General features: G+C 63.2%; 14 protein-coding genes. 5 read left to right on the forward strand and 9 right to left on the reverse strand.

The genetic code is table 11. From position 1 onward, the window contains the following. The first annotated feature begins 2 nt into the window (after window positions 1-2). Window positions 3-2,528, forward strand: a complete 2,526-nt coding sequence (locus CXQ89_RS09145) for a DUF4118 domain-containing protein (RefSeq protein ID WP_104161039.1) — start codon at window positions 3-5, stop codon at window positions 2,526-2,528. Then, entirely contained in the window at window positions 2,525-3,214 is a 690-nt protein-coding gene (locus tag CXQ89_RS09150) for a response regulator transcription factor (protein WP_104054321.1), read from the forward strand. Before CXQ89_RS09145 ends, CXQ89_RS09150 begins: the two co-directional genes overlap by 4 nt. Here CXQ89_RS09150 and CXQ89_RS09155 read toward each other — a convergent pair. From CXQ89_RS09155 to CXQ89_RS09190, 8 genes are all read right to left on the reverse strand, one after another. After that, window positions 3,211-4,857, reverse strand: coding sequence for a bifunctional aspartate transaminase/aspartate 4-decarboxylase (locus CXQ89_RS09155; protein WP_104161040.1), 1,647 nt, complete (start codon window positions 4,855-4,857; stop codon window positions 3,211-3,213). The genes CXQ89_RS09150 and CXQ89_RS09155 overlap by 4 nt on opposite strands. 40 nt (window positions 4,858-4,897) lie before the next feature. After that, on the reverse strand, window positions 4,898-7,234 hold the full coding sequence (locus CXQ89_RS19055) for an alkaline phosphatase (RefSeq protein WP_308471681.1): 2,337 nt from the start codon (window positions 7,232-7,234) through the stop codon (window positions 4,898-4,900). Window positions 7,235-7,408: 174 nt separating this feature from the next. Continuing rightward, entirely contained in the window at window positions 7,409-7,693 is a 285-nt protein-coding gene (locus tag CXQ89_RS09165; protein ID WP_104161041.1) for a hypothetical protein, read from the reverse strand. Window positions 7,694-7,960: 267 nt separating this feature from the next. After that, window positions 7,961-8,695, reverse strand: coding sequence for a DUF72 domain-containing protein (locus CXQ89_RS09170; RefSeq protein WP_104161042.1), 735 nt, complete (start codon window positions 8,693-8,695; stop codon window positions 7,961-7,963). A 44-nt stretch (window positions 8,696-8,739) separates the two neighbouring features. Then, window positions 8,740-9,360, reverse strand: coding sequence for an L-threonylcarbamoyladenylate synthase (locus CXQ89_RS09175; protein ID WP_104054317.1), 621 nt, complete (start codon window positions 9,358-9,360; stop codon window positions 8,740-8,742). Window positions 9,361-9,404: 44 nt separating this feature from the next. Beyond that, on the reverse strand, window positions 9,405-10,808 hold the full coding sequence (locus CXQ89_RS09180; protein WP_181032280.1) for an HNH endonuclease signature motif containing protein: 1,404 nt from the start codon (window positions 10,806-10,808) through the stop codon (window positions 9,405-9,407). 407 nt (window positions 10,809-11,215) lie between these two features. Next, complete coding sequence (locus CXQ89_RS09185) at window positions 11,216-11,965, reverse strand: SDR family NAD(P)-dependent oxidoreductase (RefSeq protein ID WP_104054315.1); 750 nt, start codon at window positions 11,963-11,965, stop codon at window positions 11,216-11,218. Further along, complete coding sequence (locus CXQ89_RS09190) at window positions 11,962-12,693, reverse strand: TetR/AcrR family transcriptional regulator (protein WP_181032281.1); 732 nt, start codon at window positions 12,691-12,693, stop codon at window positions 11,962-11,964. Before CXQ89_RS09190 ends, CXQ89_RS09185 begins: the two co-directional genes overlap by 4 nt. Window positions 12,694-12,894: 201 nt before the next feature. On the opposite strand from CXQ89_RS09190, the gene CXQ89_RS09195 reads away from it, so the two are divergent. The 3 genes from CXQ89_RS09195 (at window position 12,895) to CXQ89_RS09205 (ending at window position 16,027) form a co-directional block, all read left to right on the forward strand. Continuing rightward, the gene (locus tag CXQ89_RS09195; protein ID WP_237685153.1) at window positions 12,895-15,240 is read left to right on the forward strand and encodes a transglycosylase domain-containing protein; all 2,346 of its coding nucleotides are present in this window, start codon (window positions 12,895-12,897) and stop codon (window positions 15,238-15,240) included. Window positions 15,241-15,364: 124 nt separating this feature from the next. Then, window positions 15,365-15,625, forward strand: a complete 261-nt coding sequence (locus CXQ89_RS09200) for a hypothetical protein (RefSeq protein ID WP_207346806.1) — start codon at window positions 15,365-15,367, stop codon at window positions 15,623-15,625. 135 nt (window positions 15,626-15,760) lie between these two features. Continuing rightward, complete coding sequence (locus CXQ89_RS09205; RefSeq protein WP_104161045.1) at window positions 15,761-16,027, forward strand: GlsB/YeaQ/YmgE family stress response membrane protein; 267 nt, start codon at window positions 15,761-15,763, stop codon at window positions 16,025-16,027. Window positions 16,028-16,043: 16 nt separating this feature from the next. Here the strand turns inward: CXQ89_RS09205 and CXQ89_RS09210 are convergent, their stop codons facing one another. Then, window positions 16,044-17,300 (reverse strand): FAD-binding protein, encoded by a 1,257-nt coding sequence (locus tag CXQ89_RS09210; RefSeq protein WP_104161046.1) that lies wholly within the window; start codon window positions 17,298-17,300, stop codon window positions 16,044-16,046. Window positions 17,301-17,368: the final 68 nt, after the last annotated feature.

A 17,368-nucleotide genomic window follows, 5' to 3' on the forward strand; every position in this document is an offset into this window, starting at 1 on the left:
AGATGACACGAGGACAACTCCGGGTATTCCTGGGCGCTGCGCCCGGAGTCGGCAAGACCTACACCATGCTCGAGGAGGGGCGGCGCCTGCGGGACGAGGGCAGGGACGTGGCGGTGGCGGTGGTGGAGACCCACGGCCGCGCCGCCACGGCCGCCATGGCCGAAGGCCTGGAAATGGTTCCTCCGGTACAGGTAAACCACCGCGGACTGGTCCTGTCAGAACTGGATCTGAACGCCGTCCTCGCCCGGCGGCCGGACTACGCGCTGGTGGACGAACTCGCCCACACCAACGCTCCCGGATTGGCCCATGCCAAGCGCTGGCAGGATGTCCAAACACTGCTGGACGCCGGCATCAACGTCCTGTCCACCGTCAACATCCAGCACATCGAGTCCCTGAACGACGTCATCGAACAAATCACCGGCACCGTGCAGCGCGAAACTGTGCCGGATTCGGTGCTTCGGACAGCGGACCAGGTGGAGCTGGTGGACATCGCGCCGCAGCTGCTGCGCGGCCGGCTTTCACAGGGCATCATTTATCCCGCCGGGCGGGTGGATGCCGCGCTGTCCAACTACTTCCGGCTGGGCAACCTCACGGCGCTGCGCGAGCTGGCGTTGCTGTGGCTGGCGGATGAGGTGGACAGTGCACTGAACAAGTACCGTGCCGAAAACGGAATTCGCAATAAGTGGGAAGCCCGCGAACGGGTGGTGGTGGCCCTGACCGGCGGACCGGAGGGGCAAACCCTGCTGCGCCGCGGAGCCCGGATTGCCGCCCGATCCGCCGGCGGGCAGCTCCTGGCGGTTCATGTGACCAGCCCGGACGGCCTGCGCGGCGGAGATCCGGGCGAGCTGGCCTCCCAGCGGGCACTGGTGGAGAAACTGGGCGGCACCTTCCACCAAGTGGTGGGCTCGGATATTCCGCACGCACTGGTGGATTTTGCCCGCGGCGTCAACGCCACCCAGCTGGTCATTGGTGTCAGCCGCCGGCCGCGGATCCAGGCACTGCTGACCGGTCCGGGAATCGGCGCCACAGCGGTGCGTGAATCCGGCGACATTGACGTGCACATCGTCAACCATGCCTCTGCTGGCGGACGGCCGGTCCTGCCGCGGCTCGGCGGCGCCCTGACGGTGCGCCGCAGGCTCTGGGGGCTGGCTCTGGCGCTGGCCGGCGGTCCGCTCCTGACCTGGGCGCTGGTGCTCATGAGCACGCCGGAATCCATTACCGGAGATGTGCTCAGCTACCAGCTGCTGGTGATCCTCGTTGCGCTCGTTGGCGGGATCTGGCCGGCGCTGTTCGCCGCGCTGCTCTCCGGCATTACCCTGGACTATTTCTTCATCCAGCCCCTGTACACCGTCTCCGTTGCCACGCCCGCGCACATCCTGGCCCTGGTGCTGTACCTCGTCAATGCCATGCTGGTCAGCTTTGTAGTGGACCGCGCGGCCCGGCGTTCCCGGGCGGCACGCCGTTCCGCCGCGGAGTCCGAACTGCTGGCATCGGTAGCCGGAAACGTCCTGCGCGGTGAGGACGCCACCGCCGCACTGGTGAGCCGCACCCGGGAAGCTTTCAGCCTGGAGTCGGTGCACCTGATGGCCGACGGCGTTCAACTCGCCGCAGCGGGAGCCCGCACGCCGCCGGGCGCCGCATCTCTGGTCCTGCCGGTGGGGGAACACGCGGTGCTGGAACTGTACGGCAGAGATCTGGAAGCGGCAGACCGCCGCCTCCTCGCGGTGATTACCGCCCAGCTCGAGGCGGCATTGGACTTTGGAGACCTTGCCGAAACAGCCAAAGGGTTGGGGTCACTGGCCGCTGCGGACAAGGTCCGCACCGCGCTGCTGGCCGCCGTCGGGCACGATCTTCGCCGCCCGCTGACGGCAGCCACCGCAGCGGTAACCGGTCTGCGGGCACCGGACGTGCAGTGGAGCGAACAGGACCGCGCCGAACTGCTGGCCACTGCCGAGGAGTCACTGGCAACACTCTCGGAGCTGGTGACGTCCCTGCTGGACGTGAGCCGCCTGCAGGCCGGAGTGCTGGGCGTCAGCCTGGCTCCGCTCGATACCGCCGACGCCGTGTTGCCGGCGTTGGAGGAGTTGGGGCTGGGTCCTGCGGAAGTCGAGCTGGAGATACCTCCCGCCCTGCCCCCGGTGCTGGCTGATGCGGTGCTGCTGCAGCGGGTGCTGGTCAACCTGCTGGCCAACGCGGTGCGTTTCTCACCGCCGGAGGCCAAAGTGGTGCTGGCTGCAAGTGCGTTTGCCGGCAGGGTGGAAATTCGCGTCATAGACTGTGGGCCCGGGATTTCGGCGGAACGGCTGGAAGATGTGTTCCTGCCCTTTCAACGGCTCGGGGATACCGACAATCTGACCGGTTTGGGCTTGGGCCTGGCACTTGCCAAGGGTTTCATGGAAGGAATGATGGGGACGCTGGAAACCGAGGACACCCCGGGCGGCGGACTGACCATGGTGCTTTCGCTTCCTGCCGCTGCCGTAGAGGAAACAACGGAGCAGAGTGCCGGAAGTTCGGGCGGCACGCTGTGAAGATTCTGGTGGCCGACGACGACGTTCAAATCCTCCGTGCGCTGCGCATTACCCTTTCCGCATACGGATACGAGGTGGTGACGGCGGCCGACGGCGCAGCTGCTGTCCGCAAGGCAGTCGAGGAACATCCGGAACTGATTGTGCTGGATTTGGGCATGCCCCGGCTCAGCGGCATGGAGGTTATCGAAGCCGTTCGGGGTTGGAGCCGCGCGCCGATCCTCGTGATCTCCGGCCGCACGGATTCCGCAGACAAGGTCCGTGCCCTGGATCTGGGTGCCGACGACTACGTCACCAAGCCATTCGCCACCGAGGAGCTGATGGCCCGGATTCGTGCTTTGACCCGCCGCGGCCCGGCGGCTCCTGAGCAGTCCGAAGTGGTCTTCGGCGGGGTACGGGTGGACCTGGCCGCCAAGGCTGTGGTCCGCATCTCGGACGGTTCCGCGATCCGCTTGACCCCCACCGAGTGGCGGTTGCTGGAGGCACTGGTGCAATACCCGGGGCGGCTGATCAGCCAATCCTCCCTGCTGTCCGCGGTGTGGGGTCCCGGTACCACCGACACCGGTTACCTGCGCCTGTACATGGGGCAGCTGCGGCGGAAACTGGAAGCAGATCCTGCGGCTCCGGTCCATCTGATCACCGAGCATGGATTAGGCTGCCGCTTTGTACCGGACTCGGCGGCAGGCTAGCCGCCCTCCGTGAATGACCGGTGGTAATCCTCGAGGATGCGCCGCGTTGCTGCGCCGATGGCCCGGTACTCAAAATCGGTCAAATTCGCCAGTGACACCCGGACCGAGGGAACGACGACGTCAAACCCCTTGCCCGGGAGCAGCACCACGCCGGTCTCCGAGGCAAGCCGCAGCAGGAACCGGAGCCCGAGGTCCTCCCGGGAGACCAGCCAGGCGGCAAACTCGTCACCATAGAGACGTGACCCCAGTTTCCGCAGGTCTATCAGGCTGTAGTACCCCACGTCGTCGGGCGCCGGAGTGGGCGCCACACCCATGTTCCGGTACAGGGTGTTGTACCGCCCCCGAATCAGGGCTTTTGCTGCGTCCTGGTAGCGGTCCAGCCGATCCATGAGGCCGTGCAGGGCAAAGAGCACCATCTGCAGCTGCTGCGGACCCGAAATCCCGGCGGTGTGGTTCAGGGCCACGGAACGGCTGTCGGCCACCAGCCTGTCAATGAACTTCAAGCCGGGCACGTCAGTGGTCAGGGAGGAGTACCGCGCGTTCAGCCGCTGCTTCTCCCCGGCAGGCAAGGCGTCCAGCAGATCATCGATCACGTTTTCCTGGTGCAGCGCGATGGTACCCAACCGCCAGCCCGTGGCTCCGAAGTACTTGGAAAAGGAATAAACGCACAGCGTGTTCCGCGGACAGACGGCAAAGACGGAGACAAAGTCATCGGCGAAGGTGGCATACACGTCATCGGTGATGATGATCAGGTCCGGTCGCTGATCCGCCACCAGCCGTGCAAGCCGCTCAAGGACCGCCTGCGGCTGCTTGGCAGAGGGCGGATTGCTCGGATTAACCAGGCAGAACACCTTAATGGCCGGATCCAGCAGCTTCTCCAGTTCGGTGTTCGGCAGTTGCCAGTCCGCTGACTCGTCCATGACCACCTGCACCACGTCCAGGCCGTAATCCGGCAGCAGCGGGATTTCCAGGTACGGCGAGAAGATTGGAGTGGCCAGGGCAATCCGGTCTCCGGGGGTGATGAGTCCGTTAACGGCAAGCGAAGAAAAAATGTAGGTCATCGCCGCCGTTCCGCCTTCGGTGGGGAACACATCGACGGCGCCTGCAGGGATCTGCCCGCCGAACAGTTCCTGCCCCAGATACGCGCGCAGAACCTCCTGGGTCTGGGGCAGCACCCGTGGCGGTGTCGGATAGATGCAGCCCAGGAAGGCTGTCACCATCTCTTCAAGAAACGCCTCCCGGTCCAAGCCCAGCTGATCGTGCACGTAGCTCACTGCGGACCGCAGGAAGTGCAAACCCTCCCGCTGCGGATCATGCACCACAAACGCGTTGAACCTCCCCAGCATCCCCTTCTGCTCCGGCAGCCCGCCGAAACCACTGTCCAGGTATGAATATGAACGTTCGGACTCCGACACGGCAAAGTCTCCGAGCGCCAGGAACGCCCGTCGCGGAAGAGTGGCGAGGAAGTTGGGATTGCCGCGCCCGGCGTTCAGCATCAACCGCTCGGTTCCGGAGGCGGCAGCGATCAGCCGGTCCTTGAGCTCAAACGGACTCAGCGAAGCCAGGGCGGCCAAGTCCTGCTCTTGGTCCTGGTTCTGCTCCTGGTGACGACTCTGCTCCTGGTGGGAAGGTTTCTTGTCCATCGTGCTCCTGGAGTTCGCTGGTTCGCTCAAGCGGTACCGGTCAAGAGATGCTGTAAGCCTTCGGCAGTTTCATGCCTCGTTCCTCCATGACTGCGCGCAGCAGAGTGGGGTAGTCGGTGATGATGCCGTCCACGCCCGCGTCAATCAGGTCGTTCATGTCCTCGGCAGTGTTTACGGTCCAGGGGATAACAGGAAGGCCGGCCCGGTGGGCGTCCCGGATCATTTCGGCGGTAACGGTGGTGGCGATGGGGGAGAGGACGTCATATCCGGCAGCAGCGGCTGCCCGGGCAACCGATCCGTCATAGTCGTCAATGTCGATGCCGCCCAGCTGGGGTGCGGCTCCCGGCTGGCCCACCCCGAGTTCGGCGGCATCTCCGGCCAGGGCAACCAGCGTCAGCCGAGGTGCAATTTGTTTCACCAGGTTCAGGGAAGCCCAGTCAAAGGACTGGATGGTGGTGTACCGATCCCGCCCGGATGCCTGGACCTCAGCCACCACCGCCCGCGTCAGGGCTTCCATGCCCGAACCGCCGGCCTGGCCGTCCTCAACCTTGGTCTCCACGTTGAACCGGATTTTCCGGGCACCGTAGGCATCGGCCAATTCATAGACATCGCGCAGTTCGGCAATGCGGTTGCCTTGCACCACTTCCTGTTCGGGGAACCCGGGAAGCTGCTGATAGCCGCAGTCCAGGGTCTTCAACTGCGCCAGGGTCAGATCTGCCACACGGGCGCCGACGTACGGGAACTGAGGATCTCCCGGTTGCACAGGTGCAGTGTCCCGGCACTTTTCGGCATCAATGGTGTCGTCGTGCCAGACCACCACCTTGCCGTCTTTGCTGAGGTGGAGATCCAGTTCCAGGGTGCTGACCCCCAGCTCCAATGCATGAGCAAAGCCGGTCAGGGATTCTTCCGTATATTCACCGCGTCCGCCGCGGTGCGCCTGCAGATCAAAGCGGGTCTTTCCAGGATGCCAAGCCGGCGGATTGTTGCCGTCGCCGTCGTCATCGCCAGTTTCATTTCCTGCACGCATCATTTGGACCATGATGTCAAAGATGCGGGTGTTCTCATAGACACCGGTCAGCAGATCAGACCCCGGCCCCATGGCTGTGAGCGGAACATCCAGTGCGGTGTGCCCTCCGGTGCTCCAATCCACCATGAATTCCTGCTCCGCTCCGGCAACGGGCAGTGGCCCGTCTTCAGCGGAAGGACCGTCTCCCGACTCATCGGGTTCCTCTCCGGGTTCCGGGACGTCCACGGATTCAATGGTCATTCCGCCGGTCTGGTGGTCGCCCACCACAATCAGCAGGGTTTCTCCGTCCTGCTCCGCGAAGTCCTTGGCCAACGCCACCGAACGGTCAAACTCGATGCCTGATTCGATGGTGAGCTCGGCGTTGTTGACGTGGCTGAAGGCATCAATTCCTTCCTCCTCCACCATCAGGAAAAAGCCCTCGTCGCCCGAGGTGAGTAGCTCCAGGGCTTTGGCGGTCATGTCCGTAAGCGGCACCGTGGGCTGGTACCGGGCTTCGAACTCGTCCCCGTACTGAAACATTTCTTCATTGGCAAAGAGGCCCAGCACCTTCGAGGAATCCGCTGCCTGCAGGCCGGCCAGATCCCAGACATATTCATACCCCATGGACTGAGCCTGCTCCACCAGGTTTCCTTCGGTGCCGGCGCTTTCCTCGGACGGGTCTTCGGCCGGGTTGTCCGGGTAACGGCCCGGATGACCTTCCGGATACCAGTAGTCCTCGCCTCCGCCAAGGATCACTTCAGGGCGGCTGCTTTCCAGGAATTGCCGGGCAATGGCGCTTTGTTCATCCCGGTCCAGCACGTGCGAACCAAATGCAGCCGGGGTTGCATCGGTGACGTTGCTGGTGGTGACGAGGCCGGTCGACTTGCCCAGTTCCTCAGCCACCTCAAGTGCGGTGGTAACGGGGCGCTGATCGATGTCGACCCCGATGGCACCGTTGTATGTCTTCACTCCGGTGGCCATTGCGGTGGCGGCCGCGGCTGAATCGGTGACGAATGTGCCCGGGTCGGCGGAGTTGGTGTGCACTCGGCCGGCCGCCGGCATGGAATCCATCTCGAGTTCTCCGGTAAGGCCCACGAGCGCCAGCCGGATGGCCTCCCGCTGCCCTGGTCCCATCCCGTCACCGACCATCAGGATGACATTTTGGGCCGAGGGGGATTCGTCTCTGCCTCCGTGTCCGCCTCCGTGCCCGTTGCCCTTGCCGTGGCCCTTACCGTCAACCGTTGTTACTGCCGGTTGTTGGCCGGGCAGCTGGAGCCCGGTTAGCGGAGCCGTTCCGGACAAAACGACGGCGGCGACGGCCGCCGTCGTCACCGCCCGGACCATACTCTTTCCTGCGTTTGAATACTTCACAGCGACGACCTCCCAGAATGCGACGGCGGCCGGCAGTGTCCCGGCCGTTGGGCGCCCCCGATGCCCTGTGGCGTCAACAGTCTGTATGCAGTGAAGAAGTGTCAAGGGAAATGACACAAATTGGCAGGCGGCCGAGCGGCAATAGCTGCTCAGTTTGGTTGTGCCGGAAGAACGCTACGCGTTTGCCATGCGGGCGGACTCCGGGCTTGCCGGCGCCTGAGTTCCATGACAGCCGGCATCCTGTGCGGACTCAGTTCCCGAAGAATCGCGCTTGTCGAGTTCTTCCGCGAGGAACTCCAGCCGGAACCGGGTTTCCAGTTCCGGCTCCCCCTCTTGCTGGTATTCGAGTTCGGCCTGGCGGTGGAGCTTGCTGTTGAGGATTTCCAGGGCGTCTGTAGTCAGGGCCTCAAGCTGCTCTGGAAACTGGTCCTGGGGAGTGAGTCTGCTGGAGAAAGTCATGGCACCAATCAGGGTTGGACGCGCCGCGGTGCGGCAGACGTCGACGAAGAGGAACGGAGATGCTTCCGGGGCTGCCGCGGCAGCTGCAGACGGTTAGGCCTGAATATCGAGAGTTGTGGTCCGCAGTGTTCATAACGGTCACTCTTCGCATTTGAGGATACTCGGAGAAGGTGTCGCCGCCAACGACCGGCAGCAACTTTTCTGTGTGTCCTTTGGTGCGCCGTTTGTGCTCCGCGAACTCGCGGTCCGGCAACCGCCTGTCTGCCGTCAGTCCCCGACCCCAAGCATGGACCGCAGTGTCCTGGCGTTGCGGACGGCGTGGCCCTCGCCGTCGTTATTGAAATAGACGTACACATCCTTGTCCATGGACTCCCACTCCCGGATCCGGTCCGCCCACCACTGCAGGTCATCGTCGCTGTAGGAGCCTGCGTAGAGGTGCTCATGATCAGGCCCGTGCATACGCAAATAAACGAACGACGCCGTGGCACGCAGGTTGCAGGGAAGGTTGGCTCCGCTCATAACGGTATATGCGGCATCATGGAGTTCAAGAAGGCTGTAGACGTCTTCGGTTTCCCAACTCGGATGCCGAAATTCGACCGCGGTCCTTATCCCGTCGGGCAGGGAGCTGAGGAAGTAGTCCAAACGGGCGTCGTCGCGCTCCATGTTGGGAGGCAACTGGACAATCAGGACGCCGGCTTTCTTCCCCAGCTCATTCCAGCATCGGCTGATTCTGCCGATCCATTCTTCAGGTTCACGCAGCTTTCGCGCATGGGTCAGGCCTCTGGGTGCCTTGACTGAGAAACGGTAGTCTTCGGGCAATCTGTCCCGATAGGCAGCAAAGGCGGGCTCGCGCGGCCACCGGTAGAAGCTTCCGTTGAACTCGACGGTGTCGAACTCCGCGGCGTAGGTCTCCAACCAAAGACGGTTTGGCAGTCCAGGCGGGTACAGGACGTTCCGCCAATCGGTGTAACTCCACCCGGAAGTGCCGATGTATAGAACCATGCCCCTAGCCTGCCTCGCCGTTTACCGTTTGCCCGCGCTGTGTCCTACTCGAAGCGTGTGGGGTCGCCGGTACCGTAGCGCACGATTTCCGGTTCACCGCTCGAAAAGTCGATGACGGTGGTGAGTTCCGGCGGGCAGAACCCAGCATCCAGGACCGCGTCCACCTGGTGGTCCAGCCGTTCCTTGATTTCCCAGCCCTCGGTCAACGGATCCTCCTCGCCGGGCAGCAGGAGGGTGCTGGAGATCAGCGGCTCGCCGAGTTCTTCCAGCAACGCCAAAACAACTTTGTTGTCCGGAATGCGCACACCCACTGTCTTCTTCTTGGGCTGTGACAGCCAGCGCGGAACTTCTTTTACCGCCGGCAGGATAAAGGTGTAGCTGCCCGGTGTGACGGCCTTGATGCTGCGGAAAATGTCATTGTCCATCTTTACGAACTGGCCGAGTTGCGCGAAGTCATGGCACATCAGGGTGAAGTGGTGCTTGTCGTTCAGATTACGGATGGAGCGGATGCGATCCAGTGCGTCCTTATTGCTCAGCTGGGCGCCAAATGCGTAACAGGAATCTGTAGGGTAGGCGATCAGCCCGCCGGAGCGCAGGATGGCGACCACTTGGCCGATGGTGCGCTGCTGCGGATTTTCAGGGTGAATGTCGAAATATCGTGCCATGTCTTGAGCTTACCGCCGGCCGGTTACGGAGATGAGGAGAATGATTAGAAGGGCGGGGGAGTATCCCCGTAATCGTCCGGACCTGAACCTGCCCCGCCCGCATCCACTCGTTTCAATGCCGGGAGCCCTTTCGGGGGAGGCATGGCAGGCTGCAGTCCCCCCGTTGCCAGGGTGAGGTGTGGATCGGTGCGGTAGGTCCGCCCGCCGGGTGAGGTCCACTCGATGATCCCGGGTGCGTGTTGTCGGGCTTTCCAGAAGCCGCGGGTTTTGAACATATGGTGTCGTCGGCAGAGATGTTCCAAGTTGTCATGGTCGGTGGTTCCGCCGTGGGACCAGGGTTTGGTGTGGTCAATCTCGGCGATCACGGCGTTGGTCCGGCAGCCGGGAAACCGGCAGGTCCCGTCGCGGGCACGGAGCCAGCGTTGCAGTCCGGCCGGGACTTTCCGGCGGCGTCCGACCCGCAGGATCTCCTCGGTGTCCGGATGCCGTTCCACCGGCGTCCAGTGCGCTGCCTGCCGGGCAAGTCGGCGGGCAGTTTCGGGACTGATGGGCCCGTAGCCGTGGAGTTCGGCCGGTTGTTCGTCGGCACCGAAGAGGGTTTCGGCGGTGATGAGGACCAGGATTTCGGTTCGGGCCCGGGCTTTGGTGCCCTTGATGGGGTTTTCGTGGGTGTCAACACCAACAACCACAGCAGCCCCGTCGTCAGCAGCCGCATGGCCGCCTTCTCTGCTTCCGCAGTCTCCACCGTCGAGCAGGTCAGCCAGGATGTCCGCCCGCAGCTCATCCACCCGCCGCGGATCTCCGGCAGCCTGTTCACCCCGGGCAGCGGTCGTCAGCTGCGTATAAATCAGCTGGGCACGTGCCGCCGGCAACAACGCCGACAACCATGACATGCCATCCTCATCCGGCGCCAGACAAACCCTTCGCCGCTCAAACGCTGTTTTATGCCGGACGCTAATTGTTTCCGGATGCGCCTTTTCCCGCATCCGGCGGGCCTTCACCCGGAACTGGCTCGGCGTCTGACCCGCGGCCGCAACCGCCAGCAGATCCTTTTCAAAGCCAGCCAGCTCAGCCTCGGGGACATTCTGGGACTGGTCCAGCACCGTCTGCACATGCCCGTAACTGAGGGTGCCCGCTTCCAGGCCGGCCAGCGTTGCAGTGTGGGTGGAACACAACTGTCCGGCGTCGCTCATCAGCATCTTCGCGGTGTTGGTGGGCAAGCGCAGGATCGCGGCGGCTTCCTCCGCAGCAAGACTGAACGTCAGTCCCGGATCCTCCCTACCGATGTCTTCGAGTAGGTCATCGCGGAAGACTGTTTCCATCCGGTGCAGGGTTTTCGCTTGCTGGGCTTGAGCCCACCGCACCAAAGCATCCAACCGGGACAACACAGCCCCGGCTTCGTCCTGGGTCAGGGACTCCGTACCCTGCAGGAGTATAGCTCCGGTCAAACCCTCTAGGCTCTGAACAGTTCCACGATCAGCGACCCCGGACTGAACGACCCCGGACTGAACGACCCCGGATTGACCGGCACCGAGCGCGGCGTCAAAGACCGATCGGCTGGACACACCATGCTGGCCGGTACCGGCGGAATCACCGGTGCCGCCGCGTCGAAAAGATCCGTTCTGATCCATGTCTTCAGGCTTTCACCTGCCACCGACATTTCTGTCCCGAAAACAGCCCCAAAAGCCGGAAAACAGGCCTCTTCCGAGCTTTGCAAATACCCGTCTTTTCTCGGCAACTACCTAGTTCCCGGAGGGGCAGGGAACTAAGCAGAATGGTATTCAGCGGATGCGCCGGATCTTCCGGATCCGGCACATCCGCTGAATGATTCCCGTCAGTAGAGCTTGACGCTGTTTTAGTAGAGCTTGATGCTGCCGCCGTCAGCCATCAGCGTCTGTCCCGTCAGGTAGCGCGACTCGTCGCTGGCCAGGAAAGCCACGATCGGAGCAATGTCAGTCTCCGGGTCACCCAGGCGTCCCAGCGGAACACCATTCACAACTTCCTGGTACGCCTCGGGGTAGGCCTTGCTCCACTGGACGATGCCGGGAGTCAGCGCCACCGGGCTGACAACATTGACGCGGATACCGTCCGCCGCCCACTCGTTCGCTGCCGTACGGGTGATCGCACGGATGGCTTCCTTGGCCGCGGCATAGGCAACCTGGTTTGGCAGACCCTTGATGCCGGCACCGGACCCGAAGTTGATGATGCTGCCGTGAGTCTTCTTCAGCTCGGGGTGCGCGGCCTGCATCAGGTACAGGGTGGCCATGGTTCCGGTGCCGAAGGAAAGGTTCCAGATTTCCGGGGTCGTTTCCAGAATGGGAGCCTGCTTTGAGGCATGCGCGTTGTTGACCAGAATGTCCAGCTTGCCGAAGCGCCCCACGGTTTCAGCGACGATTTCCGCAGCGCTTTCGGGCAGTGAGATGTCCTTGCAGATGAAGATGGCTTCACCCAGATCGGCCAGCTCCGCCACCAGCTTGTCGCCCTGTTCCTGGTTGATGTCCACAATGGCCACCTTGGCACCTTCGGAAAGGAAGTGGCGGACAATTCCCTGGCCAATCCCGCCTGCACCGCCGGTGACGATGGCCGTTTTGTTGCTGAGTTTCATTGTTGCTCCTTCTCCGGGTCGGACGGCGTATTCTGCGCTGTCCGGAGGTTTTCATGGGTACGAGCCTGTATGCCGCGCAGAAAACTGTCCACGGCATAGTCCAGGCTCCTTCGGGAAGCGTCATAGGTGATGCCGCGCCTCCGGAAAGCGCTGGCCATGCTTTCAGGTCCCGCACCGCCGTCGTCGTCATCATTAAAGCGGACGACGGCGTTGGGCCGGGACGGGCGGTGCACGCCGGGTCCCGGGTTGGCAGCAAGGGCCAGGGTTGACGTTCCTATCACGACAGCGGAGATCCCCACCACGCAGTCGAAGCACTCCTCATCGGACAATCCGGCGTCCTGCAGCGCACGAAGCAGATGCTCCAGCTCACCGGTCGGGGCCATATCCAGAAGACGGCTTGGACCAAGGACAATCTGCAGCAGCCAGGGATGCTGTACGAATCCCTCCCAAAGCGACTCCGCCATGGTCCGAAGCATTACCTGCCAGGACGCCGGGGGAGGCGGGATGAGCTCAGTGCGGCGGGCAGCCAGGCCGGCCATTGCCAGCAGCAGGGACTCCCTGTTTCCTACGTGCCGGTACAAGGCCATGGGAGACACGCCGAGTGTCTCGGCGATGCGCCGCATGGAGACGGACTCCAGCCCCTCCTGGTCGGCCAGGGAGACGCCGCACGCCGCGATGGCACGGGCGGACAGCTCGGGGCGGTGCTGTGCTCCAGGGGGCGTCAACATGTATACAGCGTATACCGGAGGCGGCCCCTTTTGTATCCGGCACGCCTCCGGTGATGTGATCTTATTCTCACGGAACTTTGCGCTCATGTTGGGTCCAGCAGATGGAAATGCGCGCGGGTCAGCCAAATGCGGGCCGGCTTCTACATCTGTAACAGTGCCGCCGTCAAGACAGATCACAGAAACCCGTTGTATCTTGGGCGGATGCGACAAAACAACTCCTCCATGCTGGGCAGACTCGGCACCTCCGGCCGGCTGGTGTTGTTCCTGCTGGTAAGTGCTTTCTGCGGCGCACTGGTGGCCGGGATTTTCATCCCCACGGCTGCCGTCGGTGCCACGGGTGCAAACATCGTCCTCGATGCCATGGAAGACCTTCCCGATGAGTTCCAAACCGGACCGCTGGATGAGGGCTCCAAGATCTACTCGGCAGACGGCGTGCTGCTTGCCTCGTTCTACGCCCAGAACCGGATCCCGGTGACGCTGGACCAGATCTCGCCGTCCATGCAGGACGCGATCATCTCCATCGAGGACAACCGGTTCTACGAACACGGGGGAGTTGATGCCAAGGGCGTTGCACGCGCACTGGCCTCCAACCTGACCAAGGACAGCACACAGGGTGCCTCCACACTGACCATGCAGTACGTGAACAACGTACTCATCGATCAGGGTGTTGCTGAAGGCAAGAGCGGCGAAGACCTCACCATCAGCGGAACCAAGAACTTCACCGACAAGATCCGTGAAGCAAAGCTCTCCCTCGCCGTAGAGAAGGAGTACTCCAAGGACGAGATCCTGGAGGGCTACCTGAACATCGTGCTCTTCAGCGGCCGCACCTACGGCATTGAAGCCGCGGCCCAGAACTTCTTTGGTATTCCCGCCGCCAACTTGAACGTTGCCCAGTCGGCCATGCTCGCAGGCATGGTGCAGTCACCGAATAACTTCAACCCGTTCACCAACCCGGAAGGCACCCGGGACCGCCGCGACGCGGTGCTCGCTGCGATGCTGCGCTACGACAAGATCACGCAGCAGGAGTACGACGCCGCAGTTGCCTCCGATCTGCAGCTGAACCCCCAGCCCGCAGCCCACTCCGGCTGCGTGGGTGCCGACATGGCCGAGTACTTCTGCAGCTACGTGGAGCAGGTCATCCTGTCGTCCGAAGAGTTTGGCGTGGATGAAACAGCCCGTGCCAAACTGCTGGCCCGCGGCGGCCTGACGATTACCACCACGCTTGATTCGCGGCTCCAGGAACAGGCCCAGACCCAAATCGAGGCCCAGGTGCCCGTTGGTGATGAATCCGGAGCAGGCTCGGCCATGGTTTCTGTGGAACCGGGAACGGGAAAAATCCTGGCCATGGCCCAGAACACCAATTACACGCCTGAAGAAGGCGCCGGAAACACGCAGCTGAACTTCAACGTTGACTCGGAAATGGGCGGCACCGCTAATGGTTTCCAGCCCGGATCCACGATGAAGCCGTTCACCACTGTTGCTTACCTTGAGGCCGGTGGAAGCATCGACGACGTTGTTGATGCTTCCCGCACCACATACCCGGCCGGTTATGACTGGACTGCCAGCTGCCTGCCGGAAGATGCATACTTCGACGAATGGAAGTTCAAGAACGCGCAGGACGGCTACGAACGCTCCATGACCGTGGGTGACGGGCTGACCTGGTCCGCTAACACGGCCACCGTGGCCCAGGCCTCGCAGCTGGACCTGTGCGACATCCGTGACGCCGCCACCCGCATGGGCGTGCACCGCGCCGTCGACGGCGAACCCCTGGAAGTGAATAATCCCTCCTTCGTCCTGGGCAGTCAGGAAGTAACGCCGCTGACCATGGCGGCTGCTTACGCGACCTTCGCCAGCGGCGGAGAGTACTGCGAACCCATCGCGCTCACCCAGGTCAGCGATTCCCGGGGCAATGCCTACAAAGTCCCCGAGGAACAGTGCGAGCGTGCCATTTCCGAGGAGATTGCCAAGGAAGTGTCAGAACCACTGCAGAACCTGGTGAACAGCGGTCCCGGCGCCTTGGAGCCCCTGGGTGTTCCCGCGGCCGCTAAGACCGGCACCACCGACGTCTCCGAGCAGACCTGGACCGTGGGCTACACCCAGGGCATCTCGACCGCCTCATGGGTGGGCAACTGGACGTCCTATTCATCGCTGAACAATCTGCCCATCAACGGCGTCGCACGCAGCTACGTGGACGGCTCCACCATCGCAGGCGCGCAGTGGACTGAATACATGCGGGCCGTGGCTCCTCTTTATTCCACCGGTGAGCTGACAGATCCCAACCGGGTTCCGGTTCCGTCCCCGCAGCCGGAACAGCAGCAGGCACCGCAGGAAGAACAACAGGATAATCCGGCGCCTGCCCCGGAAGCCTCGCCGGAAACCGAACCTGCCCCGGTTCCGACCAGCGAACCTGCGCCGGCAGCCCCGCAGACGCCGGAACCGTCTGCGCCCGCCGCATCTGCTCCGGCCGCGCCTGCGCCCGTCGCTCCTGCGCCGGTGCAGCCTCCCGTCGACCCCGCACCGGCACCCGCGCCTGCGGATGGTCCTTAACGGCGCCGGTCATGGCAAAAAAATGCTCCGCAGCCATCAGGCTGCGGAGCATTTTGCTGTTCCGGACGCCACCGGTGGAAAGCAGTGCCTTGTGCCGCAGTGGAACTCCCCGCACTCTGGATGCATGAAACTCATGCAGCACCACGGCAACTTCCCTGTCCCGTCCCAGCGCCGGGAGCTCGTCCTGCCCGCAGTCAGTGCCAAGACACTGGCCATCGGTGCGTTTTCGCTGGGAGCTGTTGCCATGGGCGCGGTAGCGGTAGGAGCCCTGGCCATCGGCAAAGCCTCCGTCGGCCGGGCCGACATCAAGGAGCTGTACGTTGGGCGGCTCCAGGTGGACGAGCTCGTGGTGGTGGAGTCCACCGGACCCGAGCTGGGACTGTAACAACTTCCCCTGGCCGGTCAGAGACGCCGCCCCCCGTTCGTGGCCAAAGCCCGCCTGCACCTAAGATGGCAGGGGCACTAAGCACCCTCCGGAGCTTACCGGCGGGGTTCAGACCCTTCAGTAAAGGAATTCAAGATGATCGGTTTCATTGTTGCAGGACTCATCATCGGCGCACTCGCCCGGCTGTTCAAGCCCGGAAAGCAGAACCTGAGCCTGCTGGCAACGCTGCTGCTCGGTCTCGCCGGCTCCGTCATTGGCGGTGTGATCGCGAATCTGGTGGGCACCGGAGACATCTTCGAGCTCAACGTTTTCGGCTTCATTGTTGCCGTGATTGCTTCAGTCCTGCTGGTCGGCGTCGCCGAAACTATGTCCGGACGCGGCAAGGGACAGGTTCGAGGCTAGTACTTAGCGCTAGTACTTAGCCGAGAACAGTCCGCGTCAGGAACGAATTAACGAACTTGCCCTGGGGATCCATGCGGCGGGCAAGATCGGAGAAGTCACCGAACCGCGGATAGAGTTCCTGCAGCTGCGGCCGCTGGAGGGTGAACAGTTTCCCCCAGTGCGGCCGCGGCCGAAGGGGAGCAAGAGCAGCCTCCATGCGCCGCAGCAGGGCCTCGACATCCGCCTGCATCGGCTTCCACGTGAAGTGGAACGCCACTGAGTCCGGTCCGTAATTGGTGCTCAGCCACAGGTCGTCACCGGCCATGGTCCGGATTTCGCAGACCTGCAGCAGGGGAGCGATCTGATCTGCCATTCCGCGCAGGATTTCGATCCCTTCCACGGCAAAGCGGCGGTCCATGAGGTACTCGCTCTGCAGCTCGTCGCCGTTGCTTGGCGTAAAGGCGAGCCGGAAGTGTGACAGGCGGTCCGACCAGGGACCGGGCACGCCCATCTGCTGCGAGCAGTTCACGGCGCTGATGCCCGGCAGCGGATGCATTGGTTCAACTGCGGCAGTCCCGCCGAAGAAATCCGGTTTCCCGGCGTACGGCAGTTCGGCATCCGTGCGGCTCTTGAGCCACACCTGTGAAGCGTTTGGCCCGGCCAGGGAGCTGAAGATGCTCACGCTGTAGGCCGCAGACGTGATCTCATCGAAGTTCTCTGCCACCGAGCTCCAGGGCACATCGGTAAAGACATCCTGGCGGACCTCGTACGCCGGTTCAATATCGAGGGTTATCCGGGTGACGATGCCCAGCGCCCCAAGGGAGACCACCATGCCGTTGAAATCGGGACTTGACCTATCCACCTGCAGGAGCTCGCCGTCGGCGGTCACCAGTTCCAGCGCGGCCACGGCGGTGGCCAGGTTCCCGTTCCGGTTGCCGGACCCGTGCGTTGCCGTCGCCACTGCACCTGCTACGGAAATGTGCGGCAGCGAGGCCAGGTTATGCAGGGCATAACCGCGTTCCACGAGAAAGCCGGCCAGATCTCCGTAGCGGATGCCCGCGGGCACCGTCACCGTCAGAGCAGCCTCATCCAGCACCGGTGTACCGGTCAGCTTCTCCAGGTTGACCATCAGGCCGGCGGAGTCCGCTATGTCATTGAACGAGTGCCGGGTGCCGACGGCCCGCACGGCAGGAGCTGCGGCCACCAGTGCCTGCAGTTCCTCCACGGTGGCGGGCTGCGCGATTTCCGCCGCGGAGTAGCGCAGGTTGCCGGCCCAGTTGTATTCCTCAAGCATTTTTGATGCCTTCCCTATGTGCAGGCCGGCAACCCGGACTGAATGTGCCGCGATAAACAGTGCCGCAG

Origin of the sequence: Arthrobacter sp. ZGTC212, assembly GCF_002929255.1 — a bacterium.
Taxonomy (GTDB): domain Bacteria; phylum Actinomycetota; class Actinomycetes; order Actinomycetales; family Micrococcaceae; genus Arthrobacter_B; species Arthrobacter_B sunyaminii.

Coding starts and splice junctions, on each gene's coding strand:
- CXQ89_RS09145 (WP_104161039.1), top strand. CDS start 3: ATGACACGAGGACAACTCCGGGTATTCCTGGGCGCTGCGCCCGGAGTC.
- CXQ89_RS09155 (WP_104161040.1), bottom strand. CDS start 4,857: ATGGACAAGAAACCTTCCCACCAGGAGCAGAGTCGTCACCAGGAGCAG.
- CXQ89_RS09165 (WP_104161041.1), bottom strand. CDS start 7,693: ATGACTTTCTCCAGCAGACTCACTCCCCAGGACCAGTTTCCAGAGCAG.
- CXQ89_RS09170 (WP_104161042.1), bottom strand. CDS start 8,695: ATGGTTCTATACATCGGCACTTCCGGGTGGAGTTACACCGATTGGCGG.
- CXQ89_RS09175 (WP_104054317.1), bottom strand. CDS start 9,360: ATGGCACGATATTTCGACATTCACCCTGAAAATCCGCAGCAGCGCACC.
- CXQ89_RS09185 (WP_104054315.1), bottom strand. CDS start 11,965: ATGAAACTCAGCAACAAAACGGCCATCGTCACCGGCGGTGCAGGCGGG.
- CXQ89_RS09190 (WP_181032281.1), bottom strand. CDS start 12,693: ATGTTGACGCCCCCTGGAGCACAGCACCGCCCCGAGCTGTCCGCCCGT.
- CXQ89_RS09195 (WP_237685153.1), top strand. CDS start 12,895: ATGCGACAAAACAACTCCTCCATGCTGGGCAGACTCGGCACCTCCGGC.
- CXQ89_RS09200 (WP_207346806.1), top strand. CDS start 15,365: ATGAAACTCATGCAGCACCACGGCAACTTCCCTGTCCCGTCCCAGCGC.
- CXQ89_RS09205 (WP_104161045.1), top strand. CDS start 15,761: ATGATCGGTTTCATTGTTGCAGGACTCATCATCGGCGCACTCGCCCGG.
- CXQ89_RS09210 (WP_104161046.1), bottom strand. CDS start 17,300: ATGCTTGAGGAATACAACTGGGCCGGCAACCTGCGCTACTCCGCGGCG.